This is a genomic window from Oligoflexus sp. (assembly GCF_035712445.1).
Taxonomy (GTDB): domain Bacteria; phylum Bdellovibrionota_B; class Oligoflexia; order Oligoflexales; family Oligoflexaceae; genus Oligoflexus.
In genome coordinates this window covers 56,429-82,666 of record NZ_DASTAT010000086.1, presented here as the reverse complement: position 1 = coordinate 82,666, position 26,238 = coordinate 56,429, and the positions used below count along the sequence as shown (strand labels likewise).

The window sequence follows — 26,238 nt, the reverse complement described above, 5'->3', positions numbered from 1 at the left end:
CTGAACGTCAGGACCGGCGTCCCACCAAGTCACATAGCGACCGATAAGCAGCGATTCATCGTCCGGCAGCGTCGCCAGATTCACCATAATGTCCTGGTTTTGGGCCAGGCCGGTGACGGGCCAGCAGGCCAGAAGCGCGAGAAAGATTTTAAGCAGCCGTATCAATACTTTTTAACCTCACATGATCACCCACATTTGCTATCGGAGTCGAGGCCTGACTTTTGAGACCGGACTCAACCCTGACTCGATTGTAAGGGTTGATGCCGGCTATGTGGCGAAATTCTATTGATAAAGTGACCCGAGTTGGCATCTGGTTTGAGCGGGCGGTCCCTCCTGAAGCGGAGCTGTCTGCCCTGGCGTGATCCTTAACTTTACCGCGACCTTAAGAATTTCGGGGCTTCGTCGATAGTAAGGATAGAGGGGGAAAGACTTGGTTAAGGCTCTCATAGTTTTTATTCTGCTGCTTGCACCGAAGGCCTGGGCTTTGGATGTCAGGAATATCGAAGCCGAGCGCGGCTATCTCCTGGGTCAGGATTTGGACATTTGGCACAATAAAGGCGAAGCCGCTTTGGAAGCCGATGTTCTGAGCGGTAGGTTTGCAGATTCTTTCATCCGTTCCCAGGAACAGTTTCCCGGTATAGGCTTTGGCAAGGGCGAACTCTGGGCCCGCTTCACCCTGACCAATTCCGGGTCTGAGACGATGGAGCTTTGGCTTGAAAACAAAAGCCCCCTGGCCGATCAGGTCAGCTTTTTTATGCCTCTGGCAACGGGCGGCTATCAGATTCGTCATCAGGGTGACTCTGTCGACTTTAAGTCCCGGGAAATCACCTATCGCATGCCTGCTTTCGCCGTGACTGTGCCGCCGGGGACGCATACGTATTACGTCCGCACGATAACAGCGGGCTCCAATATGATGGCCCTTTTCCTGTGGCAAGCCCGATCCTTTGAGTATCATCGCTGGCTCGATGGCGTTCTTCTCAATTCGATGCTGGGTATCCTCCTTTCCATCCTGGCCTACAACATCTTCCTGGCTTTTTCCCTGGGAAGCCGCACCTATCATTTATACTCTGTCTTCATGTTCTTAATGGTTTGCATGCAGGTTTGCATGGCTGGTCTGCCCGTTCTCTTCATGGATTCCTCAATCGGGTCGTGGATTGCGAATAAAGGTTTCCTCTTCCTCTCGAACCTCACGGGAATGACGGCCATCCTGGTGACTTCATCCTTTTTGAATATGAAGCAATTCATGCCCCGCTGGCATTCAGGACTGCGTCTTCTGCTGGTGATGCCCTGCGGCATCATGATTCTTGGACTCTTTGTCGACTACAATATGTTCGCCTTCATCTCGTCGACGTTTGCCGCGATCTATTGCCTTTTTCTTATCGCCTCCAGCGTCCAAGCGGTTCTGCGCGGCTATGGACCCGCACGCTATTATACTCTGGCCTGGTTCTTTGTTTTGGGTGCAACTGTTTTGAACTCCCTCCATTTTCAAGGCATCGTGCATCCTTCCTTCATCGTTGAGTTCAATAGCCTTCCAGGGGCGGTTATGGAAGGCATCCTCATGTCCCTGGCTTTGGCGGATCGCGTCAATTTCATTCGTGATAAGGCGGAAAGAACCATACGCACGCTGAACAGCGAGCTTTCGCAGCATATTACCAAGGTCGAAAAAATCGTTGCCGAACGGACCATCACGATTCGAACGATTCTGGACAACGTGCGGAGCGGACTTTTGATGGTCGATTCCCAAGGACGGATATTGGGGGGAAGTTCACGCTCATGCCAGACTCTTTTGGGCGAGTCCAGCCTTGAAGGTCAGTCGTTCGCTGGGCTCATTGGCCTCACAGGCAGCGACGCCGCTCTTTTCCGAATGTCGCTGGAGCAGGTTTTTTCTGGTCTGATGCCCATGGAAGTCGCTCTGCAGCAGATTCCGCAGTCTGCGAAAAAAGGGAGCCAGTATCTGCAATTGAGCGCCAACGCTATTGAATCCCCTGATGGTCAGGTCCAAAGTATCCTCTTCACGATCGAGGATGTGACCGAATTGAGATCCCGACAGATCGAGTCGCGGCGCCATGGAGTTCTGATCCACATCCTGAGCGATCTGTCCGCATTCCGTCAGTTCATTGCGTCCAGCTATGAAAGCATCCAGCGCCTCAAAAAGCATCTGGACGAGAGGCAGAGGAAATTCATCCTGCACACCCTGAAAGGCAACAGCAGCGTATTCAAGCTGCATCGCGTGGCGAAGCTGATCCATCGGGTGGAAGAAAAGGACGTGATTGGTCTGGCCGAGGTGCAGCAGGTGGAAAAAGAATTCGTGAGCTTCCTCCAGCGGCACAAAAAGCTCCTCAAGACGGACTGGGCCACCATCAGTGATGAAGTCAGCCTTTCACTCGCAAAGCTGAAGGAGATGGAAGCGATAGTGGCTTCGGTCGGCAATCCCGCCCTGTCCGCTCGCGTTGCGAAATGGATGGAAGAGGTGAATCAACCGCTGATCCGCTCGCTCATCAGTCCCATGATAGCCAGCTGCAAGCGCACAGCGAAGCAGCTTGGTAAAAAAATCAGCATTCGGACTCTGGGTGATGATATTCACACCCTGAATTCGCAGGAAACGGCGATCATCGAGTCCTTGACTCACCTTCTGCGGAATTCTGTCATTCACGGCATTGAAACGGAGCGCGAAGCATTAGGCAAACCCGCGGCGGGACTCATTGAACTGAGTTTCACAGCGGATGAAGGAGCCCTGCGGATTCGATTGAGCGATGATGGTTGTGGTTTGAACCGCAAGACCTGGGAGACCGCCGCTCAGCAGCGCCTCCTCATGAGCGCCAAGGAAGCGTCCGCGCTTGACCTGCAGGAACTCGTGACCCGCGTTGTCAGATCGGATTTCTCGACCCAAAAAAATCTGACGATGGAAGCGGGCCGTGGGATCGGTCTGGGGGGATTTCTGCGATCCATCGAAGAAGCCCATGGCCACTACTTCCTGGAAAGCAAAGAGGGTCATGGCTTCTCGCTTGATATTCATCTGCCCCGCAGACCTCGTGAACGGCTTGAAACGGCGGTCTGAAGACGCGCTTATTTCTGCGTCCACACCGCATACTGGTTGCCCCAGGTCACCAGCTCCCAGCCAGCACCCGGACTCCAGTCATTGGGCCCGATCTTCATGGCGAGGCGACCTGCACTGCCATTGATAATGGCTGCGTAAAGTCCGTTTTCCGCCTTCTGAATGCTCAGAGTGGACGTCGACAGCACACCCACCGAGCGGCGCGCATTGATCAGGGATTTGATGCTGTTTTTCAGGTTCCAATCATAAACGTGCGGATAATAGAGACTCGGGATACCGGGATGGGTCAGAATGTAGGCATAGCCGAGCATCACCTTATCACAGGGAACTGGCCACATGTTTTGTCCGGCAGAGCAGGATTCGGAAGGTCCGGTATCGTGGTTATCCACGAAGGTCACCATCTTCTGCGCCCACCAGCCGATGCCGCCGGCAGGACGGCCGCTGCCGTCGCGCAGACGCCAGTAGTCGTTGTCCCGCAGAACCTTATTCAAAAGACCCTTGCTGGTGAAATCAAAGGCGCCGCAGGTTGCGCCTGTGCCGTCGACATAGTTCATCAGCTCCTGGCGATGCGCATCGACATTATTGTAGTCAAGTCCCGGCCACACTTCGCCCACGCAGAAATTGGGAGAACTGGCATCATTATAGATCTTCGCATAATACGGCGAATAGCCTTTGGAATAGTCATAGCGCCAGCCGGTAAAGCCCACGGACCGAAGCCGCTCGCTTAAGAAATATTTAATGTCATTCTGCACAAGAGTGTTGGAATGATCTATGTCACGCGCCGCTCCGTAGCTGGTGCCTGAGTCATTGCCGCCACAGCGTCCCGGCCATTCATCATTATTCGCGACCGCATCGCAGCCCCAGCTCGGATAGTTAAAATCCGCGAAATTCCAACTGCCCACCCGGTGGTTGATCACGATATCCGCCACCGCCTGAATGCCTTCACGATTCATGGCAGCGATGGCGCCACGCAGCTGGTCCTCGCTCCCATAGGCGGATTGAAGGTTATAGAGTTCGCGGGGCAGATAGCCTTCGCGCGCTCCTGAATTGGATGGCGGTGGAAACCAGACATGTGTGATGCCCAAATCACGGAAGTCCACGGCCTTGGCTTCAAGGTTCTGATACCAGGATCCACCGTTCCAGGAATTCCAATGAAAACCCTGCAGAAGGATTGCGGAAGAAGCCTTGTTTTGTTCGGTCGCCGCCTGCCCGTGCGCGGCCAGGAGCATGGCCGCCATTCCCAAGATAAAGTTTTTCATATTTTCCCCCCTATGGTTAGCTCATCCATATTAGATTAAATTTCGCAGAGAGAAAAGCTGCAGAATTCTTAACACGCCCGGTGTTCAGAGGGAGGTATCCGTCGAAGCTGCTCGGCTCAAGTGTTTCCTGTGCAGACGTGCACACAGAACAGAAAAAGCCAAGGCCAGTCCCGAAAGACTGGCCATGGATCTCAAGATGGGGGAGCTATCTGCCTTGTCCCTGGCGCTCCCAAACGATCGTCGGCTAAAGGTCAGTAAAACCGCAATCGTTTCCGGGCAACGGAACCCGGCTCTTTCAGGTCCCTATGAAAGAGCCGCTCGCGCTGTCCTACCCAGGATAAAGACAAACGTCTCAGTGCTGGAACTGCTCTTCCTCGGTCGATCCTTTGATCGCCGAAGTCGAGGACTTCCCACCGGTGATCGTCATCAGCACGTCGTCAAAGTAGGAGGTACCAACTTCACGCTGATGCTTCACAGCGGTATAGCCATCTTTTTCCTTCTGGAATTCGGCGCGCTGCAGATCCACATAGGCGCTCATGCCGCGATCGCGATATTCGCGAGCCAAATCGAAGGTGTGATAATTGATCGAATGCCAGCCGGCGAGGGTGATGAATTGGAATTTATATCCGAATTCAGCCAGGTCGCGTTGGAAGGTGGCAATCTGATCCTTATTGAGCTTGCTTTCCCAGTTGAAGGAAGGCGAGCAGTTATACGCGAGCATTTTGTTCGGATATTTTTCCTTGATCGCCTGGGCAAAGGCCTTGGCTTCGCCGATGTCGGGGGTCGAGGTTTCGAACCACAGAAGGTCAGCGAGCGGCGCATAGGAAAGACCGCGGGCGATCGACGAGTCGATGCCTGGCTTGATCCGATAGAAGCCTTCCGAAGTTCTTTGACCGACGATGAAGGGCGCATCGGCCGGATCAATATCCGAAGTCAGAAGCGTCGCGCCGAGCGAGTCGGTGCGGGCGATCAGCAGCGTGGGAACGCCAAGCACGTCGGAAGCGAGGCGCGCGGCAATCAGGTTATTTTTAAACTGCGAGGTCGGAATCAAAACCTTGCCACCGAGGTGACCGCATTTTTTTTCCGCAGCCAATTGATCTTCGAAGTGAACGCCCGAGGCGCCGGCTTCAATCATGGCCTTCATGATTTCAAAGGAATGCAGGTGACCACCGAAACCGGCTTCCGCATCGGCGACGATCGGAGCATACCAGTATTGATCGGTATTCCCGTCCTGCTTCGCGATCAGATCCGCCCGCGCGAGAGCGTTATTCAAACGCTTGACGAGCATGGGGACCGAGTTCGAAGGATAAAGGCTCTGGTCAGGATAGGTTTGACCCGCCTGGTTCGCATCGGCGGCGACTTGCCAGCCGCTCATATAGATAGCTTTCAAACCGCCCTTGACCATCTGGACGGCCTGGGCGCCGGTGAGTGCGCCAAGGGCATGAACATAGGGCTCTTCCTTAAGGAGCTTCCAGAGACGCTCCGCGCCGACGCGAGCCAGGGTGTGCTCGGGTGCGATGCTGGGACGAAGCTTGAGAACCTGCTCGGCTGTGTAAGGACGTTCGATGCCCTTCCAACGAGGATTCTCTTTCCAGTCTTTTTCCAAAGCGGCAGGATTAGCGTAGATAGCTGCGTTCGTCATGTGGCCCTCCTAAGTATTAGCGCGCCGTATCAAGCAGTTGGTACGCTGGGAGAGTCAAAAACTCGTTGAAGTCTTTCGCCAGGACCAGACCATCGAGAAGCTCGATCACCTGCTTATGCCGATCCTTGTCAGGACCGCCCAGTTTATCGAGTTCTTCGCTGCGGAACTTGCTATAGAGATCGGGAGTCAAGACCCTGCCATCGTCCATTGGAACCTTATGGTGAATCCACTGCCACAATTGGGCTCGGGAAATTTCCGCGGTCGCTGCATCCTCCATGAGGTTGTAGAGACCGACGGCACCGAGTCCATTGAGCCAGCAGTTCATATACTGTATGGCCACACGAATGTTGTGCCTGACTCCTTCTTCGGTAATCTTGCCACCGGGAATGCGGGTATCGAGAAGTTTCTTGGCATCGGGCACCACATCCTCACGAAGCTTATGCTTCTGATGGGGCCGATTGCCGAGGACTTCATCGAAGACCTTCTGGGCGACCGCGACAAGATCCGGGTGGGCAACCCAGGTGCCGTCGAAGCCGGCTTCGGCTTCCAGCGTCTTGTCTTCGGTAACCTTGGCGATGGCGCGCTCGTTGACCGCAGCATCTTTCCTGCTCGGGATAAAGGCCGCCATCCCCCCGATGGCGTGCGCTCCCCTTTTGTGGCAGGTGCGGACCAAGAGCTGAGCGTAGGCGCGCATGAACGGTGTGCTCATGGTCACCTGCGAACGATCGGGCAATATCTTGTCTTTATGCAGGGCGTGTTTCTTGATCAGACTGAAGATATAGTCCCAGCGGCCAGCGTTTAAACCCGCCGCGTGATCTTTGAGTTCATAGAGGAATTCTTCCATCTGGAAGGCCGCGTTGATGGTTTCAATCAAGCAGGTGGCGCGAATGCTTCCTCTTGGAATCTTCACGTAATCCTGGGCGAAGTTGAACACATCATTCCAAAGGCGGGCCTCCAGGTAATGCTCCATTTTGGGTAAATAGAAGTATGGGGCCGAGCCGCGGATTCTTCGTTCGTCGGCATTGTGGAAGAAATAAAGGCCGAAATCGACGAGGCTCGCTGAGAGTGGTTCCCCATTCAGCTTGATGTTTTTTTCGTAAAGATGCCAGCCGCGCGGGCGAACGACAAGCGTCGCGCGCTCTTCCGCGGGTTTCATTTTATAGCTGCGGCCGTCCTCGCTGGTAAAGCTGAGCTTGTCACGAATCGCATCCTGAAGATTGACCTGACCCTGCAGCACATTCATCCATGTGGGTGATTGCGCGTCTTCAAAATCAGCCATGAAAACCTTGGCGCCGGAATTCAAAGCGTTGATGACCATCTTCGCATCGGTGGGGCCTGTGATCTCCACGCGACGATCATTCAGATCCTTCGGAGCGCCCGCCACCATCCAGTCCGCAGCGCGGATGGAAGCCGTCTCGGGCAGAAAATCGAGTTCCTGCCCCGCATCGAGCCGAGCCTGACGTTCGTGGCGTTGGGCAAGGAGTTCGAGACGAGTTGGATTAAAACGCTCATGCAGCTCACGGAGGAATTTCAGCGCTGGGGCTGTCAGCACGCGGTTGAGATAGATGTCGGGTGTGTTCGTCTCGAGGACCAGACCTTCAATTTTCAGGCTCATCGAAGCTTCCCTATCTTCTGCGGTGTGCGAATGATCGGAGCATAGAGGCGACAAGCAGAGACTGTCAAGCAACTCAGAGTTCCTTCCAAAAAAATTTTTTTTTTGTAGGATAATGACGAGCTGATGCGCGATTCGATGCGTGTTTCTTACAACTCCTGTATTTTTATCTCGTAAAGTTTCAGATGAGCAAACAACAGTGAGTTGAGAAAATGAAAATTGGTTTGACTGCGCTTGCGTTCGCTGAAATCACATTTGCTTTCTCAAAAACGCGAAGTGTACGCTGAAAACATGATGCGCCAATAAGGCGGTTATGCCTCACAAAACAACTGTTCTCACGTGAAGCTTGGGTGTAGCCTCATGAGCAAAACTTTCGCCAGAAGGATGGAGGACGTTTGGAAGACAATATTGAAACCAGTCTCACCGGCAATGAAAAGGCTGTCATTGTCGGTGTACTTCTGCCAGGTGATGCCCCCGAAAAATTGGATGAGCAGCTGGCGGAACTTCAGTCCCTCCTTGATACGCTGGGCGTGCAGGTCACCGGACGCATCGTGCAAAAGCGGCAAAAGCTGACCCCCAACTGTTACATCGGCGTCGGCAAGGTGCAGGACATCAAGGATTTGGCGGCTTCCACCCAGGCCAAACTTGTGGTGTTTGACCATGCCCTCTCCGCGCCGCAGGTTCGAAACCTTGAAGAGATGACGGGCTGCGTGGTCCTGGATCGCACCGGCATCATTCTCGAAATCTTTTCGCGTCACGCGCGGACCAATCAGGCCAAGGCCCAGGTGGAAATCGCCAAGCTTGAATACCTTCTGCCCCGACTCTCGGGCGCCTGGTCGCACTTTCAGCGCCAGCGTGGGGGTGGATCACTCCAGCGCGGTATGGGTGAAAAGCAGATCGAAATCGACCGGCGGCGGGCTCGGGAACGCATCGCCCGGCTGCAAAAACAGCTGGAGCAGTTCCGTAAGGAAAAGGCGACTCAGAGAAAATCCCGCTCCAATGAGCTTAAGGTGGCCATTGTGGGTTACACGAACAGTGGAAAAACCACGCTCATGAAGGGGCTGACCAAATCCCAGGTGGCCCCCAAAGACGAGCTGTTCGCTACACTGGAAACCAACATCAAAACCATAGATCCCCGCACGCGGCCGAAGATTTTGCTGTCGGATACGGTCGGGTTCATTCGCAATCTGCCCCACGGTTTGGTCGCTTCCTTCCGCACGACGCTTGATGAAGTGAATGAAGCGGACCTCCTTTTGCATGTGGTGGACGTGAGCTACCCGCATTACGAAGACCACATTCATGTCACGCGTTCCGTCCTGGAAGAGATGGGCGCTGGTGATATCCCGCAGATTCTAGTATTCAACAAAGTCGATAAGCTGAACGACCCGATCCTGCCGCGCATTCTGCGGGCCGCCTATCCGGGTTGCATCGTGGCGTCCGCCGTTTCGGAAAAAGACGTTCTGAACGTCCGGGATCATATCTACGCCTTCTTCCGAAAAAACCTGCTGACCTTCCGGCTGTCCATCCCCGTGGACAATAACAATGCCCAGTCGCTGGTTTATCGGAACTGCCTCATCATCAGCAAGGATTACGATGAAGAAGGCGATCACGTTCTCTTTCATGCGCAGGCCACGCGCCCGACGCTGGCCAAGCTGCGTAATTACATAGTTTCCGTTGAAGACGAATCGTTTCTGACTGACAAAGTGGAGAGTGAACCATGAGTTACATCAAACTAAACACCCGATTCCTCGGTGAGGCCCTGGAGCAGCAAACCGCGGCTCTGCAAAAAAGCGCGCACGAGCACCTGAATCGTTTGAACGATAAAAGCTGCGTCGGCAGCGAATGGATCGGCTGGTACAACTATCCGAAGACTCGTGGTTTCGAGCAGGAAGAGAATATTCGCGCATTCGTGCAGAAGCTGGATGTGACCTATGACCTTGTCCTGGTCATCGGCATCGGCGGCTCTTACCTTGGCACGCGTGCTGTGACGGAAGCCTTGCTGCACAGCTATCAGGGCGTTTTGCGCGATAACAAACCCATGATCGCCTTCGCCGGTCACCACGTATCGGAAACGCAGCTGGTTGAAGTCCTGGAACTGCTCGACAAAAAGCAGCCGGTGGTCAACGTCATCAGCAAAAGCGGAACCACCACCGAACCCGGCGTGGTCTTCCGCGTGGTGCGCGATTACATGGAAAAACGCTTTGGCAAGCAGGAATCAGCCAAACGCATCATCTGCACCACCGATGCGAAAGAAGGCGCTCTGCGCCAGGTCGCGGATCAGGAAGGCTACGCGAGCTTCGTGATCCCGGATGATATCGGCGGTCGCTTCAGTGTGCTGACTCCGGTCGGACTTGTTCCCCTGGCGCTTTTGAAGCTGGATACCCGGGCCCTGATGGAAGGCGCCGATCGTATCTTCGGCGAGCTGAGCCAGAGCGCGGAGCATCCCGTTTTGCGTTATGCTGCCGCGCGCTTCGCAGCGTATGAGCAGGGCAAGCGGATTGAAATCCTGGCGAGCAATAATCCCAAGGTCAGCCACATCATTGAATGGTGGAAGCAGCTCTACGGTGAATCGGAAGGCAAAGAGGGCAAGGGGCTTTTCCCTGCGGGCCTCACCTTCACAACCGATCTGCATTCCTTGGGCCAGTACGTGCAGGATGGTGTGCGCAACATCATCGAGACCTTCCTGAGCTTCGAACAGGACGTTCCGAAACGCAACGGCGTCGAGCAGCGTGTTCGCGTTCCTGTTCAGGCCAGCAGGCTTGATCAGCTGAACTATCTCGAAGGACGCTTCCTTGGTGAAGTGAACAAAGCTGCGATGCAGGGCACTATGGTCGCCCACTTCGATGGTGGTGTTCCCTGTCTCGGACTCACCGTGCCTGAACTTAGCGAGCATGGCATCGGCGCACTCTTCGCGTTCTTCGAAGTCGGCTGTGCGATCAGCGCAGCGATGCTCGGTGTGAATCCTTATGATCAGCCCGGTGTCGAAGCGTATAAGAAGAATCTCTTCGCTCTGCTCGGTAAGCCAGGAACGGAGACGCTTGGAGCTCTTCTGCGCGAACGCCTTTAAGCCACTGCTGAAGCGGGCGGAGTCATCCGCCCCTTCGGGAAATCTTCCTTTTCATCACCACGATGCATCCCTATAATCGCCGATTCCGGGCCAACACTGGCACAGCGGGACCGAGCAATCCTGTATGGCTGACAATTCATGATGGGCCGGCTTAGACAGGATGAAATCACCAATGATGCAGCCGAAAAGCCATTCTCGCCAGGTTGAGCTTTGGGTGGAACAAAGACTCAAAGATCGACCCCATGAGGCCGTGATCGACGCATTCAACAAGGCCTTTCAAAGAGTCTGGGAGAAAGCCGAGCTGATACTCGGTCGCGTCACGATGCAGGCTGTTGCAGATCGCATCGTTCACGTCGGTCGCCAGGATTACCCATGGCTCGCTCCTGTCCGTAGCAAGCAGGATGGAATTGACGTCACGGCCTTGGTTCATAAAACAGATCATATTCAGGATGACGAATTACGCAAGGGCTTAGGATTTCTTCTTGCTGAATTTTTGCGCGTCCTGGGTCATCTTACTGCGGACATCATCAGTTCCAAATTACAAACAGCTTTGATGGAAGACCCCCATTCACTGTCTCAAGATCCTCACAGTCCTTCGGTCAAAGGTGAAAAATCATGACGAATCCCGATACCCGTGATCATGCCCGTGCCCGTATCCATACTGGTGTTCCGGGTTTGGATACCATTCTTTGCGGAGGCTTGCCCCGTGGATCATTCGTGTCGATCGGTGGGCCTCCCGGTTCAGGAAAAACCATCATGTCCCATCAGATAGGTTTTTTCATAGCTTCCCCCGAGTGCAAGGTGATGTACTTTCAAACACTCAGTGAGCCAACGGCGAAGCGTCTCCGATTTCTGAAGGAGTTTTCGTATTTCGATCCCGACAAAATTGACCGCGAAATTTTCTTCATAGATCTGGGTGAGCCTCTACGGATGCAAGGGCTTGATGCCGTCCTGGAACTGCTGATCGAGCATGTGAAACGGGAGAGGCCCTCGTTCGTCGTTGTGGATAGTTTCAAGGCCTTCGGTGACTTCGTCACATCCCCTGATCAATTCCGCAGGTTCAGTTATGAAGTCGTCGTACGCCTGATGGCCTGGGAATGCGCAGTTCTGCTTCTGGGTGAGTTTGCGGATGCAGATTTCCAGCAGACTCCGATCTTCTCCGTAATCGACGGACTCATCGTGATCAGGCAGCAGATGGTCTGTGGTGAGCAGCGCCGCATCCTTCAGGTGGTGAAGATGCGAGGAACCGATCATAGCCGGGAGCCTCATACCTTCAAGATCCATGAGGCCGGTATCCATATCTATGCGCCTCGGCTGACCATTCGGCGCGATCCCAACGCCGATACCAACAAGGTCTCCACGGACCTTTGCAAGTTCGGCCTTCCGGCCTTTGATGAGCTTTTGAATGGCGGTATTCCTCGCGGCTTCAGCCTCCTGGTTTCCGGCGTCGCGGGAACGGGAAAGACAGCCACCATGCTGGAGTTCATTTATCGAGGAGCCCGGCAGTTTGGTGAAAAGGGCCTTTATATTTCGTTCGAAGAAACGATGGAGCGAATTCACGCCAATGCTCGAGGCTTTGGCTGGGATATTGCACATGAAATTGAACGAGGCATGATCGAGATTATTTTCATTCCGCAGCCGGATGTGCGTGTTGAAGAGGATCTCGACAGAATTCAAGAAGCTGTGAAGCGGTTCAAGCCCGATCGCGTCGCCGTCGATTCACTTTCTGTATTTTTGGATAAGGTGGAATCCAGCGAGATCATGCGTGAGAAGGTGTTCCAGCTGGCGACCATTTTTCAGGCAGCCGGCGCTGTGGCACTCCTGGCTACTAATATTCCTTACGGCCAAGAAGGCATCAGTCGCTGCAGCGTAGAAGAAACCGTAGTGGACGGGGTCATTCTTTTGAGTTCAGATCAGATCGGCATGGATCGGGAACGCTTTATTGAAATCTTTAAACTCAGAAATACCGCGCACGTGATGGGTCGCCATAAAGTGACGATCACGCGGAACGGTTTAGCCATCACGCTCCATCGATCCAGGACGCGAGCCGTATCAAGTTCTGGTGCGAATCCGGCGGTAAAAAGCAGGGCGTCGGCATCTGGAAAGAAATCGAATGGGATCAGCAAAAAGAAAAGTAAGTCGCGCAAGGTCTAGCAAGTCTCCTGGCGCGAAGCGGCATGGAAACCTCGCGTCCGCTCAAAATTGCCAGGAACGACGCTGGATATTGGACTGCTTTTATAAGCTGAGACTCTGTTTTGAAACGCAGGACCAGAGCGGGATGCTGCTCTCCTGCCTGGTTGATTTATTAAAGCCTCGCGTGGAGGTGGACGTCGCCTGTCTCGTGGAAAAGCGCGACGGCTTTCGGGAAACCGTCTGGCATGCGCCGCATGTTTCCGTCTCAGAAATCGAACATGTGAGAACATATGCCTACAGTCATCTGCAGGATCTTGGGCTCGCCCTGCCCCTTCATGAAGACAAAGAGTCAGGATGTCTGCGTCATGAGCCCGTGATCACTCTGCCTCTTTTCGTGCATCCTGATTCCCTCTTTGGTGGATTATGCTTGAAATACCGTGGTCTGGATGAGTCGCGGGTGACATTGCTCCACGCTCTCGGCAATCATATAGCCCTGGCGCTCGATCATCAGTATCAGATGCAAGAGCAGAAAATAGCCTCGGAAAGACTTCAGCGTCTGGAGCTTGAAGTCGAAGGAATCAGACAATTCCGACGGCTCGCTGAGTGCCTTCCGCAGATGGTTTGGACTGTGCAAAACCACGATCAGGTCACATATGCCAACCAACGTCTCGTGCAATACCTGGGACAGGATCCGGTTCTCATGAGTCAGAAGCAGGGGATGGACCTCTGCCATCCCGAGGATCGGCAGAGCCTTTTGAACGCTTGGAAAAAAGCTCATTCTGAACTCACTACGTTCGAGGCGGAGCATCGCATTCGTCGCGCGGATGGAGCCTATCGCTGGCATATCGTACGAGCTGTGCCTCAGTTTGATCAGAATGGTCAACTGACGGACTGGGTGGGGACCTGCACGGATATCCACGAAAAAAGGCAGGCCCAGGAAGAATCGGAAAGCGCCAATCGACGCCTCCGCCTCTTCTCGGAAATCGCGAGCGAAATCCTCCAGCCTCATTCGTCCACGGCCATGATAGAAAGGGCTGTTAAAAAACTGGCGACACAGCTTCCTTTCGATATGTTTTTGCATCTGCTGGTGAACGCAGAAGGCACAGCTTTGAAACTCAAGGTGCACGGAGGCATCGCCGGTGAAGATCTGGAGGACGTGAAGGAGCTCGCTCTGGACGCTTCAGCTGAACAGCAGGTCACGAAATTATTTGGGCGATTGGGCAGGCAATCGTCGATCGGCCTGCCGCTCCGCTCCCAGAAGGGGTTGATCGGAAATCTATTCCTGGGTTGCCGTCACTCCCTGGCCTTTGATGATCTCACGTTTCTGCGTACGGCCTGCGATCAGATCGCTCTGGCCTTGGAGCGGACGCTGCATGAAGAAGCCAAGGAAGAGGCTGTCAGAGCCCTGGAAAAGGCTAAAATCGAAGCCGACAGCGCTAATCAGGCCAAGAGCCTCTTCCTGGCCAACATGAGCCACGAGATTCGAACGCCGATCGGCGTGATCATGGGCTTTGCGGACCTCGCCTCGTCCCTTGACTATCCTGAGCAGGAAAGAATCGCGGCTCTTCAGAAGATTAAAAGAAACGGCGAAGAGCTGGCCCAGCTCGTCGATGATATCCTCGACCTCACCAAGGTGGAAACGGGCCATCTTGAAATTGAAAAGGTCCCGGTGGATCTGGAGGACCATCTGCAGCAGGTCATGTCCCTGCTGCGCTTCAAGGCGGATAATAAAGGCATCAGCCTTTCCATGGATACCGACCGCGATATACCTTACCGCATGATCACAGATCCTCTGCGCCTGCGTCAGTGCCTGATCAATGTCATCGGGAATGCGATCAAGTTCACCGAGCAGGGCCGTGTTCATGTGAGGGTTTCTGCAGTGCGGGATGCACAGAACAGAAGGTTTTTGAAATTCATTGTCGAGGACACCGGGATCGGTCTGACGCCTGAGCAGCAGGCGAGGCTCTTCAATAACTTTAGCCAGGCCAACCCCGCAACCAGCCGCAAATATGGTGGAAGCGGTTTGGGCCTCGCCCTGTCGCGGAATCTGGCGCGGGCGCTGGACGGCGACCTTTGCCTGGAACAAAGCATACCAGGGAAGGGTTCCACATTTGTGCTGACCGTAGCCATCCAGGAAATTCCGCGGGCCCGTCCCCAAAACCTCCGGGCGCGCCGGAGTCTGCCGCCCCATACATCGACCCTTGATGGCGTGCGCGTACTGGTGGTGGAAGATTCGCCTGATAACCAGATGCTGATCAGGCGATACCTGGAGATGGCCGGTGCGGAAGTCGCGATTGCTTCCGATGGACGGGAGGGTGTGACCAAAGCGCTGGAAGGATCCCACGATCTTGTTCTGATGGACATCCAGATGCCTTATGTCGACGGCTATCAGGCTACCTCCAGTTTGCGCGAATCAGGCTATAAAAAACCTGTGATTGCCTTGACGGCCAATGCCATGCGCGGGGACAAGGAACGTTCCATGGAAGCAGGTTTTACCGATCACCTGTCCAAACCCATTCATCCAGGCGCTCTCTTGAATGCCATTTCCAGTGCTGTCAGAAGTCCTCTTTCCTAGGATACCTGCATGCCGCTGCCGAGGCATAGGCGGTCAGAGCCACGGCAGGAATGGAGGGACGCAGGGGTTTTTTCTCCTGGGTTCGCCAGTGATTCATAAAATCAAAGCCGTTCATGCCCGACATTCCGATATCGCAGATCACGAGGGAAAACTCCCCTGTCTGCAAAGCCAGCTGACCTTCCTCGGCGGATGCGGCCGTGCTGAGCCGGGCACCGAATTTACGAAGCCCTCGGGCGGGCATTTCACGCGCATCGGATTCGTCATCAATCACCAGAAAGCGATAGCCGGAGAGTTCGCGACGACGTTTATCCTCGGGATCAAAGCCGGTCGGGAGATGATGTGACGACTGCGGCAGGTGATGGCTGGAAGGCTGCGTGGCGCCGGGTCCCGGGACTTTTGGCTCGCATCAAAGAAGCCATTTCGCCTTGAGACGAAAATATTTCGTGATCCGTTTCATGGAAAGGGGCAAGGTCAGAATGGGAATCGTCTTGATTGAGCATGGCTTTCTCCGACAGCGAGTATCGGTCCATGCTAACGATATACGGGAAGCCAGGGGATTTATCCAGAGAAGAGATGGCGTTCGGAGGAAAAACAAAAGGGGCCTCGGAAGGCCCCATCTCATTAAGTTTTGCTCGGGGATTTACCGCCGTCTTTGCCGGTATTCTGCATGGTGTCCTTACCATCATCTTTACCGTTCGACTGATCGGTATCCTTGCCGTTATCACCTTTGCCATTCGAATCATCTTTGCCTTTGCCGCCGTCTTTATTCTTGTCGCGGCAGTCCTTGGCTTTCTTGATTTTCTCTTTGCAGTCTTTCAGTTTCTTTTCGCAGTCGGCTTTCTTGGTCTTGATGACGTCTTTCAGTTCCTTGATAAGCTCCTTGGCTTTCTCACAATCACCGGCTTTGATGGCCTTGATGATTTCTTTGATGATCACGCATTTTTCCGAGCACTGATTCTTGCCGCTATCCGTGCCTTTGCCGGAATCGGAGCCTTTGCCGGAATCCGGGGTTTTGCCGGAACCGCTGTCCTTGCCATCGGTACCTTTGTTGGTGCCGCTGTCTTTGGTATCGGTATCATCTTTCTTCTCATCACCGCTCAGGTCGGGAAGTTCTTCCGCAACACCTGCGAGCATATTGGAAACAGCTGAAGAGTAGCGATCGGATTCACCCGAAAGTTGCTTCAGTTCTTTTTCCAGACGGACGGCTTCTTTTTCGAGTTCAGCGATTTGTTCATCAGTCAATGCATCCGGATGGGCTTCTTGGACAGCGGGTGCATTGCGGGTGGATTGCATTTCAGCGGTGCCACAGGCTTGGATCAAACTCGCGCAAACGAAGAGCTTCAGCATCAGTTTCATAGGTTCAGTACCTCCAGGAATAAGAGCAGGCCACAGCAGGCAGCTGACCCCTTTATGCAAGCGCTTTGCCGTATTTTTCGTTTTGGTAAGATTCGGAATCCATGGGATATTCCCCGGCAATCCGTGTCAGGGCAGGGCTTTGCTGTCAGGCTCCTGGTCAGCCCATCTCCAGTTCGGGCTCTTCCCCGGGCTTCAGCTCGCCCTTCGAATCCGGTTCCAACTGCCAGAAAATACAGGCGGAAGCAGCGGTCACGAGACCCACGCAGATGAACGTATACTGGAAGGCGCGCATCACGTCCGCGGGCGTATCCGCTCCCAGCTGCCGGCTGATCGCGGCCAAAAGACCGCCAGCCCCTGCGACGCCGAGCGACATGGAAAGCATCTGCACCATTGATAAAAGGCTGTTGCCGCTGCTCGCCATCTGACGGTCAAGATCCTTGAGGCTGATCGTATTCATCGCTGTGAATTGAAGGGAATTCGCTGCTCCGAAAATCGACAGCTGCAGATAGCGTAACCACTGGGGGTGATGGCCTCCAAAAAGTGCGAAGCTCGCCATCAGGCCGCCGACCACGAAGGTATTGACGATGAGGATGCGGCGATACCCAAAGCGCACGATCAAAGGCATGCCCAGTTTTTTCACCAGCATGCCCGCCAGCGCGATCGGAATCATCATCATGCCGGCCTCCGAAGGGGTCAGCTGCAGGCCGACCTGCAGCATCAAAGGCACAAGAAAAGGCATGGCGCCGGTGCCAATTCGCGCGAAAAGATTGCCGATCAGGCCAATGCGATAGCTGTCGGTCGAGAATAGTTGCAAAGGAAAAAGCGGAGCGGGATGCTTCAGAGCATGCAGCCAGTAGGCGGCAAGGCTCGCCAGACCGAAGATCAGGATCACCACTCCATAAGCGCCGCGCAGACCGAGTTCCGCCATGCCTTCGAGCGCGATCGAGATCGCGGCCATGCTGAAGGCCAGCAGCAAAAATCCGGAGAGATCGAGAAGGGGCCGGGCCGCGCTGCGAAAATCAGGCATGAAACGCAGGGAAGCGAGGCAGCCGACGAAGCCGATCGGTATATTGATGAAGAAGATCCAATGCCAGGATGAATATTCGACGAGCCAACCACCGAGAGTCGGGCCGATCAGCGGACCGACCAGGCCAGGAATCGTGACGAAGGACATGGCCGCAAGAAACTCATGGCGCGGCACGGCCTGCAAAACGGCAAGGCGTCCGACCGGCAGCAGCAGGGCCCCACCGGCCCCTTGCACCACCCGCGCCAGCACCAGTTGATTCAGGGTGGTCGAGAGCGCGCAGAAAAGTGAGCCCAGCGTGAAAACAAAAATCGCCGTGAAAAATGTTTTCCGCGTTCCAAAGCGGTCGGTGATCCAACCGGATATGGGAATGAGCATGGCCATGACCAGGGAATAGGAAATGATCACCGACTGCATGCGCAGGGGGCTTTCGCCAAGATCATGCGCCATGGCTGGCAGGGCGGTATTTACAATTGTCGAATCCAGGGTTTGCATGAAGAAGCTGATCGCGACCAGCCACAAGAGGGCTCTACGGGGTGCAGTCTCGGTCATGCAGGAACCTCGCATTTTGATGTACAGAACCTTCACCCCATACCGTGTTCAAGGGCTTTCTGCTATGTTGCTCTCAGGTCCTTAGCCTTTTCAAGGGGAATAGCATCATGGATCAAAAGAAAAAGAATGAGCGCGTGATTGACAAAGAAGTTCAAACCGCGGACGACGAAGCCACCATTTTTGCGGAAACGGCTCACATACGCGATCGGGACGAGATCGTCCTCGATGGCAATCGGACCGTGCAGGGGGGATCCTCCACCGATATTGATGATGAATGGGATCCGGCTGATGGGGATCGCCTGACGGGAGCATCGGATCAAAGTTCCGAACCTGTGGATGCGCAACTGCATCAGATGGGTCGTATCGCACAGGATATTCGCGAGTCGCACGATCACCGCCAGCCCACCGTGGCGAAGCCGATCGACGATGATGACAATTACGAGGAATTGAGTGATGACGAATTGATGAAGTATGCGGATGTTCTGGGCATCCCCGATCGTCACGAGGTTCCGAGGATGGCTTTGATTGGGAAGATAAGGGAGCAGACGCGCGCTGGTCTGTAAGAGAGAGCTGGCGGCTTTGCAGACGCGCTGGTCTGTAAGAGAGAGCTGGCGACTTCGCCGACGCGCGCTGGATTATAAACGCAGCGCCGCCGTCATCAGCATCCACGCTGTCAGGCCCCAGACATGATAACCCGAGGCTGGAAAATAAGGCGTTTCGCGCCAACGGCCAAAGACGTTGAAACGCAGGTTTTGCATGACTTCGGGACTGAGGCTGGGCCAGGGCAGCGCAAAAAGTTCGGCCACCTCATCGGCGTTGGAGGCCAGCGTGCCGAGGTCCACGTGGCTGTAGCCCACGATCGGCACCACCGATCTTCGATCCAGGCTGGGCAGCGTCGGCAGCATACCGAGCACTTCCACTGCCTCGGGCGGCAAACCTATTTCTTCATGAGTTTCACGCAGGGCGGTGACGATCGGACTGGCATCGGCCTCTTCGCGGCGACCACCGGGAAAACCTATCTGACCCTTATGCGTGCGCACAAGCGTGGAGCGACGGGTGAAGACGATTCGAGCGGGAGCATGCGGCTCGGGATCAGGAATGAACAGCATAAGAACCGCTGAGGCCCGACAGTGCATGTGCGCGGGCCAATGGTCCAGGGCGGGCTGCAGATGACTGATATGGGGCATCATCGCGGCGCTGGGCATGGAAAAAACCTCCTTGCGGCTCTTTTTCCACCTTAGCCCGGTCTGCCGGCTGACGCAATGGGTCAGTGATGAAGGGCTTCTTCGCTATCTTTAATGACTCTCAGTTTAGGCTTGCCGAGAGTGGGCATTTTGGTCAGCTGCGCAATCGCGTCTTCAAGCTGGGACAGAAAGCTACGCTGATCCGCAATGGCCTGTTCCACAGCGTCCGGACCCATAATCGTCCTGGCGTCACGGACCACGCGATCCGCATAGGCCACCTGCTGAAGAAGACCGCTTCTCAGCTTGCTTTCAAAAAGCGCCATATCCAGACCGCGCTCGGTCAATTGGTGAACGAGCGTCTGTTCGGAACTGAGTTCCCAAAGGAGATCGCCGACCTTGCGAAAACGCCAGCGCATTTTATCATCACGACGCCACTGCACTTCAAAAAGCTGCGCACCATCGAGGGTGGGCACCTTCCAGTACATCCGGGGGTCGATGCAGGCAAAGTCCATAAAACTCAGCAGTTTATCCATCATATTCAGCTCCGCAATGAGATCCACAGCAACCACGTCTCATGGGCGTATCTGCAAAGAAGTTGCCAAGGATTCCCGCAGGCTTTTAAATGGGTTAAAGGCCCTTGCGGCTGACGCCTGTCATGGATCGTGACAGGCCCCAGTGTTTGAGAAAGGCTATTGGATGAAATCTATGTTGTCCTGGGGCTTCTGTGTGGCCATGGGAAGTATGGCGCTGACCGTCGACGCGGGCGCTCTTCCGCGCCTTAAAATTGAGAATCTGCCGAAGCCCCAGTTTTCCGTGGAGCAAACAGATCCGGTGGATGACAGGACTCTGGCGCAGGCGACGCCTCCTCCCCCATCAGGCAGTGCGCCTGGAACAGGAACGCCGGTCGATCCCAATGAATTGCCGCCGCCTGTCCTGCCGAAGAAAGCCAGCTATTCCGATGCCGAAGTGAAAGCCGAGTGCCGCAAGTTCGAAGGCAAGTTCATCGCCTATTATGATCGCGTCTTCAAAGTCGAAGGCTGCAAGCGCCGTGAAGTCGTCTCCGATGATGATGAGGCGAACCCGGCGCTGAAGGGCCATCGGGTGATTCCCGTGGAAAACATCACGATCGCAAAAATTCCGGAAGGCCCGGCGATCGGATCGTCACCGAAAGGCAAGAAACCGAACTGCGCGAAGATCGAAGGCCGTTATATCATCTCGCGCGCCTCGGATGTCTTCTACGTTGAAAAATGCAAAAAGCGCCCCTTCCCCGATTGGGATACCTATGCGGATCACGCCGCGAAACATCCGGGCAAGGCCAAGGACATCCTGGAGCTGCCGGAAGAGGAGTTCCTCGCGCTGCCAGTCGGGACGGAATTCCCTTCGTCATTGAATGATGAATATAAGAAAATGCTCGTCACGGAAAAAAACGTGGACGTTCTGCCCTTGGATGAAGCGTGCAAGGGTCTCAACGGCTCCTATGTTTCTTACTATGCGAAGATCTATAAGATCGAAAAATGCAGAAAGCATGAAGTCGATGCGGAACGCTTCCTGATGCGCTTTCCGAGCTATAAACTCCGCGAGATGTCTTCGGAACAATGGGTATCCATACCAACTGGTAAGCCTGTAAAACTCTAAAGAATCCTTACCAAAACGCCAGATCAAATCAGGGAATTCGCCAGTCGACACGGCTGGTTTCCCCCTAAAATCGCTTGGGGACCACCCAAGCGCACCCCCCTCTCCTTGCCAAAAAAACTTTGCAGGTTCCGGAATAGACGCGAGTTTTTTTTGTCTTCTCAAGTTCCTGCCGCTGGAGCCGATCGTGTTGCGGGACTCATGCAAACCCAAGTGTTAGAGAAGAGGGGACCAATGAAACATCCAGTGAAAGTGCACTTCGCGTGCACCGGGACGGCTTTTGCCTTCGCCTTGCTGCTCATGGGCTGCGGGATTCAGGAGGAAGAAGTCAAGCGGAGAACGACACCGGTTGTGGTCCAGGGACAAGATGCCAACTCCGAGATTTTGGATACCAGTGCGTCTCCAGCTTCGGGCAAAGAGGGCGACCCTGGAACCACGCCACCCGGCGGAACACCTGATTCCGGCGGCAAGGACGAAACACCGGGACAGAATCCTGGTGGCGATGATCAGAATCCAGGGCAAAACCCCGGACAGAATGATCCCGGACAGAACAATCCCAACCCGCCCGTCAGCGATTACGATGATGCGGCCTATGTTTACATCGAAGCCGACTGCTACTGCTCGCGCAAGTCGGATGTGTGCTCGATGCTGAACTGGTTTGAAATTTCCATCCTCGACAAAGCCACGAAAAAAGTTTTGTGGGGTGCGGAAGGCCACAAGGTTGTGATGCACAATAGTTGCAACTTCATGACCGTACTCGGCAAGGAGATCAAGTTGCCGAAGGAACTTCTGGCCCGTCCTGCGGGTTCGATGCTCTTTCACTTGAAAAATGCCGCCGAGGAACAGGTTGTCCCATTCTTTGCACCTTTCCATTATGGTCGCGTCGGTCTGCAAGGGCCTAAAGGCGAGCGTGGTGCGCTTGGTCCGGCTGGTCCCATGGGCCCCAAAGGCGATATGGGCAACACAGGACCACAGGGCAATATCGGCCCGCAGGGACCAAAAGGTGATAAAGGCGACAAAGGTGATCAGGGGGATCGCGGCGTGCAAGGTCCACGCGGTGAAAGCGGACCGAAAGGTGATAAAGGCGATAAAGGTGACAAGGGCGATATGGGGAATACGGGTGCCACCGGTCCGCAAGGTCCTCAAGGCAACACCGGACCTCAAGGCCCACAAGGTCCGCGCGGTGAAGTCGGTCCTGTCGGTCCCCAAGGTTTGAAAGGTGATGTCGGCGCTATGGGTCCTCAGGGTCCGCAGGGCATGACAGGCCCTCAAGGTCCGAAGGGTGACAAAGGCGATACCGGCATCATGGGTCCACAGGGACCACGCGGTGAAGTTGGACTTCAGGGTCCCAAAGGCGACAAGGGTGATACAGGCCCCGTCGGTCCTCAGGGTCCCAAAGGAGATATAGGCTTGACGGGCCCAGTCGGTCCAGTCGGTCCCAAAGGTGATACGGGTGATCCTGGTCCACGCGGACCAAGGGGTGAAACAGGACCGCAAGGACCTGAAGGACCCCAAGGACCTCCCGGTCCAGCGGGACTTCGCTGATCGGCTGACTGCCTGCAGCTTTCCCATCTCCCTGGAGGAGCGAGTGTCTTAGGCTTTGCCCCATGCCGTCAGGCGTGGGGCTTTCTGTATTATGGCTTTCTGACGATGGGTGAAGAATACGCGTTGCCATAATCCTACTGATCCATCAGAGCAGAGTCCGTCAACTTGCATTTCCAAGGTGTTCAGGAGAACGGTACGGCACTTGCAGAAGTGCTGCCTTGAAATGAGGAGTTGAGAATGAAAAATATTATGAATGCCTTCGATGATATCAGTAAACCCGATCTGATCTGCTTTTCCCACCTGCGGTGGAACTTTGTGTTCCAACGTCCCCAACATCTGATGACGCGCATCGCCCGCGAGCGCCGCGTTTTCTTCTTCGAAGAGCCTATTTTTACCGATGAATCGGCGGCCCGACTCCACGTCTATCAGGACGGCGAAAATCTTTACGTGGCCACACCTCATATTCCCCATGGCCGGGACGAGGTGGAACTGAACGCCACCATGAAAGAACTCCTCACGGAACTGATGGATTCCTATGAGATCGCGCAGCATATGAGCTGGTATTACAGCCCTATGCATCTCAAACATTCCTATCACCTGACGCCAGTCGTCAGCGTTTATGATTGCATGGACCAGTTGGCGAACTTCAAGTTCGCGCCTCAGGAGCTGCCGCTGCTTGAGCAAAGCCTGATCAATAAGGTCGACATGGTGTTCACAGGAGGCTTCAGTCTGTATGAAGCTAAAAGACACCTCCACCGCAAGGTCTATCCATTCCCGAGCAGCGTGGACACTACGCATTTCGCAAAGGGTCGCGCTGTGCGCCAGGATCCAGCGGATCAGGCCCACATCCCGGGTCCTCGTTTCGGCTTTGCCGGCGTGATTGACGAGCGCATCGACATCGAGCTTCTCGACCAGGTCGCTGCAGCCCGCCCGGAGTGGCACTTTGTGATGGTCGGTCCCGTCGTGAAAATCGACCCTGCATCCCTTCCGAAACGACCCAACATCCATTATCTGGGCGGCAAACCGTACGAGCAATTGCCTGAATACCTTGGGGGATGGGACGTTGCCATTCTGCCTTTCGCTCGGAACGAAGCGACCCGCTATATTAGTCCGACCAAGACACCAGAATACCTGGCGGCTGGTCGTCGCGTCATATCCACTTCGATCCGTGATGTCGTTCATCCCTACGCGGATAAAAACCTCGTATCAATTGCCGACGACGCCGCGACCTTTATCGAGAAAGCGGAGGCGATTCTCGCCGATCAAGCCGGCTATGACGCCTGGCTGGAACGCGTGGATCAATTCCTTACTCAAAATTCCTGGGACAAGACATATTCGGACATGTGGCAGCTGATTCATGCTCAATACATCGTCCAGAACGTTGTCCAGCCGAGTGCGGTGTATGGAACACAAGCTTGAGCTATGGGCGGGCATTGAATGTACCGCCAACCGCGTACAGGACACTTATTTTGACCAAATTAAGTGGAGCGGTCACGATGCTCGCCCCGATGATCTGCGTCGCTTCGCGGAACTCGGAATCCGAACTCTGCGTTTTCCCATCCTGTGGGAACGCTGCTATCTGAGTTCGGGTGAGTTTGATTGGACCTGGGCGGACGAGCGACTGGCGCTCGCCCGTGAGCTGAAGATGGAACCGATCGTCGGTTTTGTCCATCACGGCAGCGGACCGCCGTCCACCAGCCTTCTCGATCCGGAATTTCCCCATAAACTGTCCGAATTCGCTGCGCAGTTCGCACAGCGCTACCCCTGGGTCAAACGCTACACACCGATCAACGAACCTCTGACCACGGCCCGCTTCAGCGGGCTTTATGGGGTTTGGTATCCGCATCATCGGAATGACAGCAGTTTTCTGCAGATTCTTCTGAACGAGTGCCTTGCTATCGCAGCGTCGATGCGGGCGATTCGCCAGTTCATCCCGGATGCGGAGTTGATCCAAACTGAAGATATGGGGCGGGTCTTCAGCACGCCTTTCCTCGCTTATCAGGCGCGCTTTGAAAACCGCCGCCGCTGGCTCAGCTTCGATCTCCTCTTCGGTCGCGTGACGCAGGAGCATCCTCTTTGGGATTACATGCTCGAATATGGCATCGATGAGAATCAGCTCTTGGAACTGAGCGAAAACCCATGTCCACCGGCTGTTTTGGGCATCAATCATTATCTGACCAGCAATCGCTTTTTGGATGAGCGTTTTGAATTCTATCCGCCGCATGCAAGGGGTGGAAATAAAAAGCACCGTTACGCGGATATCGAAGCGGTGCGGGTCGGCGGTGAATGCATCTATGGACCGAAGGAACTTCTGCGGGAAGTCTGGCAGCGCTACCGCCAGCCCCTGGCTGTCACCGAATGCCATGTGGGCTGCACGCGTGATGAGCAGCTGCGCTGGCTTCATGAAGTCTGGCAATCCGCGCACGAGCTCAAGGCGGAAGGCGTCGATATCCGTGCGGTCACGGTTTGGAGTCTGCTCGGTTCCTATGACTGGAACAGCCTTGTGACCCGTGCGGATGGTTTTTACGAGTCAGGCGTTTACGATGTTCGTGGCGGCGAGCCGCGTCCGACCGCTTTGGCCAAACTGGTGAAAGCCATCAATCATGGCGAGACCTATGATCACCCTGCTTTGGATACGCTGGGCTGGTGGCATAGGGAGGACCGTGTGCTCTATCCGACCACGGTTCCAGCCAATGCGATTGGGCAGAAACCCAATCTTTTGAAGCAGGATCGCTCGCGGCAGATCGTGATCACGGGCAGTCCAGGAACGCTGGCCACCGCCTTTGGTTTCATCTGCAAGCGGCGCGGGCTCCAATATCGACTTTTGAGTCACAAGGATCTTGATATCGCGGATTATAACGCGGTGCTGGCCTGCCTGAAAGAGCTCAGGCCCTGGGCGGTGATCAACGCCGCGGGTTATGTGAAAGTGGATGAGGCGGAGAAAAACCCGGATCTTTGTTTCCGGGCGAATGTGATCGGCGCCGAGGTGCTGTCGCAGATCTGTGCCCAAATGGGCATTCAGTTCCTGACTTATTCCACGGACCTCGTGTTCAACGGGCAGCAGAATAATCCCTATAATGAAAGGGATTTCACTGCGCCTTTGAATATCTATGGCCAGTCGAAGGCCATGGCGGAAAGCAAGGTGAACGATGCCCACAAGGAAGCCCTGATCATTCGAACCAGCGCCTTCTTCGGACCCTGGGACGAGTATAATTTCCTTGTGCAATCCTTGCGTCAGCTGTCGCAGGGACGGGAAATCGGGGCCTTCCGGGATCAGGTGGTGTCGCCCACCTATGTGCCGCATCTTGTGGATAGCAGCCTTGATCTTTTGATGGATGGTGAAGCCGGAATCTGGCATCTCGCCAACCATGGGGTTTTGAGCTGGTATGACTTCGCCTGCGAGGCCGCGAAGCTTCAGGGCCTGAATGCCAAGCTCATTCAGCCTGTGGATTCATCCAACGTTGTGCATCTTGCAAAAAGACCGAAGTTCAGCGCCCTCGGGAGCGAACGCGGTCAGCTTTTGCCAAAACTGGACAATGCCCTGGAACGATTCATGACGGAATGCCGCGTCGCAATACAATAGGGAATAGGGGAAGGAAGAG

The 26,238-nt window shown here is 54.8% G+C and carries 19 protein-coding genes; 11 read left to right on the top strand and 8 right to left on the bottom strand.

Annotation, left to right across the window (positions count from 1 at the left end):
- The first annotated feature begins 430 nt into the window (after nucleotides 1-430).
- Entirely contained in the window at nucleotides 431-3,058 is a 2,628-nt protein-coding gene (locus VFO10_RS19120; protein ID WP_325143147.1) for a 7TM diverse intracellular signaling domain-containing protein, read from the top strand.
- Nucleotides 3,059-3,066: 8 nt separating this feature from the next.
- Here VFO10_RS19120 and VFO10_RS19115 read toward each other — a convergent pair whose 3' ends face one another.
- The 3 genes from VFO10_RS19115 to aceB form a co-directional block, all read right to left on the bottom strand.
- Entirely contained in the window at nucleotides 3,067-4,314 is a 1,248-nt protein-coding gene (locus VFO10_RS19115; RefSeq protein WP_325143145.1) for a glucan 1,4-alpha-maltotetraohydrolase domain-containing protein, read from the bottom strand.
- A gap of 352 nt (nucleotides 4,315-4,666) precedes the next feature.
- Complete coding sequence (gene aceA / locus VFO10_RS19110) at nucleotides 4,667-5,956, bottom strand: isocitrate lyase (protein WP_325143143.1); 1,290 nt, start codon at nucleotides 5,954-5,956, stop codon at nucleotides 4,667-4,669.
- A 16-nt stretch (nucleotides 5,957-5,972) separates the two neighbouring features.
- Entirely contained in the window at nucleotides 5,973-7,559 is a 1,587-nt protein-coding gene (gene aceB / locus VFO10_RS19105; RefSeq protein ID WP_414697041.1) for a malate synthase A, read from the bottom strand.
- Nucleotides 7,560-7,963: 404 nt separating this feature from the next.
- Between aceB and hflX the strand changes: the two genes are divergently transcribed.
- The 5 genes from hflX to VFO10_RS19080 all read left to right on the top strand — a co-directional run bounded on the left by hflX (nucleotide 7,964) and on the right by VFO10_RS19080 (nucleotide 15,343).
- Nucleotides 7,964-9,289 carry a GTPase HflX gene (hflX, locus tag VFO10_RS19100; RefSeq protein WP_325143139.1) on the top strand — a complete coding sequence of 442 codons (1,326 nt, stop codon included), beginning with the start codon at nucleotides 7,964-7,966 and terminating at the stop codon, nucleotides 9,287-9,289.
- The gene (locus VFO10_RS19095) at nucleotides 9,286-10,635 is read left to right on the top strand and encodes a glucose-6-phosphate isomerase (protein WP_325143137.1); all 1,350 of its coding nucleotides are present in this window, start codon (nucleotides 9,286-9,288) and stop codon (nucleotides 10,633-10,635) included. Before hflX ends, VFO10_RS19095 begins: the two co-directional genes overlap by 4 nt.
- Before the next feature lie 172 nt (nucleotides 10,636-10,807).
- Nucleotides 10,808-11,254: a hypothetical protein gene (locus VFO10_RS19090; protein WP_325143135.1), complete on the top strand. Its 447-nt coding sequence runs from the start codon at nucleotides 10,808-10,810 to the stop codon at nucleotides 11,252-11,254.
- Nucleotides 11,251-12,789 carry an ATPase domain-containing protein gene (locus tag VFO10_RS19085; protein WP_325143133.1) on the top strand — a complete coding sequence of 513 codons (1,539 nt, stop codon included), beginning with the start codon at nucleotides 11,251-11,253 and terminating at the stop codon, nucleotides 12,787-12,789. Before VFO10_RS19090 ends, VFO10_RS19085 begins: the two co-directional genes overlap by 4 nt.
- 124 nt (nucleotides 12,790-12,913) lie before the next feature.
- On the top strand, nucleotides 12,914-15,343 hold the full coding sequence (locus VFO10_RS19080) for a response regulator (RefSeq protein WP_325143131.1): 2,430 nt from the start codon (nucleotides 12,914-12,916) through the stop codon (nucleotides 15,341-15,343).
- On the opposite strand, the gene VFO10_RS31475 is transcribed toward VFO10_RS19080, so the two are convergent.
- From VFO10_RS31475 to mdtD, 3 genes are all read right to left on the bottom strand, one after another.
- A complete protein-coding gene (locus VFO10_RS31475) occupies nucleotides 15,324-15,584 on the bottom strand; it encodes a response regulator (RefSeq protein ID WP_414697040.1) in 261 nt (86 codons plus the stop codon). The genes VFO10_RS19080 and VFO10_RS31475 overlap by 20 nt on opposite strands.
- Before the next feature lie 380 nt (nucleotides 15,585-15,964).
- Entirely contained in the window at nucleotides 15,965-16,699 is a 735-nt protein-coding gene (locus tag VFO10_RS19070; RefSeq protein ID WP_325143125.1) for a hypothetical protein, read from the bottom strand.
- A 157-nt stretch (nucleotides 16,700-16,856) separates the two neighbouring features.
- Entirely contained in the window at nucleotides 16,857-18,275 is a 1,419-nt protein-coding gene (gene mdtD / locus VFO10_RS19065) for a multidrug transporter subunit MdtD (RefSeq protein ID WP_325143123.1), read from the bottom strand.
- Between the two features lie 107 nt (nucleotides 18,276-18,382).
- Here mdtD and VFO10_RS19060 point away from each other — a divergent pair, with 107 nt between their 5' ends.
- A complete protein-coding gene (locus VFO10_RS19060) occupies nucleotides 18,383-18,838 on the top strand; it encodes a hypothetical protein (RefSeq protein WP_325143121.1) in 456 nt (151 codons plus the stop codon).
- A 72-nt stretch (nucleotides 18,839-18,910) separates the two neighbouring features.
- On the opposite strand, the gene VFO10_RS19055 is transcribed toward VFO10_RS19060, so the two are convergent.
- Both VFO10_RS19055 and VFO10_RS19050 read right to left on the bottom strand, forming a co-directional pair.
- Nucleotides 18,911-19,480 (bottom strand): CoA pyrophosphatase, encoded by a 570-nt coding sequence (locus VFO10_RS19055; protein ID WP_325143119.1) that lies wholly within the window; start codon nucleotides 19,478-19,480, stop codon nucleotides 18,911-18,913.
- A 62-nt stretch (nucleotides 19,481-19,542) separates the two neighbouring features.
- A complete protein-coding gene (locus tag VFO10_RS19050; protein ID WP_325143117.1) occupies nucleotides 19,543-19,995 on the bottom strand; it encodes a hypothetical protein in 453 nt (150 codons plus the stop codon).
- Nucleotides 19,996-20,155: 160 nt separating this feature from the next.
- Between VFO10_RS19050 and VFO10_RS19045 the strand changes: the two genes are divergently transcribed.
- The 4 genes from VFO10_RS19045 to rfbD all read left to right on the top strand — a co-directional run bounded on the left by VFO10_RS19045 (nucleotide 20,156) and on the right by rfbD (nucleotide 26,219).
- Nucleotides 20,156-21,094 (top strand): hypothetical protein, encoded by a 939-nt coding sequence (locus VFO10_RS19045; protein ID WP_325143115.1) that lies wholly within the window; start codon nucleotides 20,156-20,158, stop codon nucleotides 21,092-21,094.
- Nucleotides 21,095-21,325: 231 nt separating this feature from the next.
- On the top strand, nucleotides 21,326-22,636 hold the full coding sequence (locus VFO10_RS19040) for a hypothetical protein (RefSeq protein ID WP_325143112.1): 1,311 nt from the start codon (nucleotides 21,326-21,328) through the stop codon (nucleotides 22,634-22,636).
- Nucleotides 22,637-22,873: 237 nt separating this feature from the next.
- Nucleotides 22,874-24,055: a glycosyltransferase gene (locus tag VFO10_RS19035; RefSeq protein ID WP_325143110.1), complete on the top strand. Its 1,182-nt coding sequence runs from the start codon at nucleotides 22,874-22,876 to the stop codon at nucleotides 24,053-24,055.
- Nucleotides 24,039-26,219, top strand: coding sequence for a dTDP-4-dehydrorhamnose reductase (gene rfbD / locus VFO10_RS19030; protein ID WP_325143108.1), 2,181 nt, complete (start codon nucleotides 24,039-24,041; stop codon nucleotides 26,217-26,219). Before VFO10_RS19035 ends, rfbD begins: the two co-directional genes overlap by 17 nt.
- The last annotated feature ends 19 nt before the right edge of the window (nucleotides 26,220-26,238 follow it).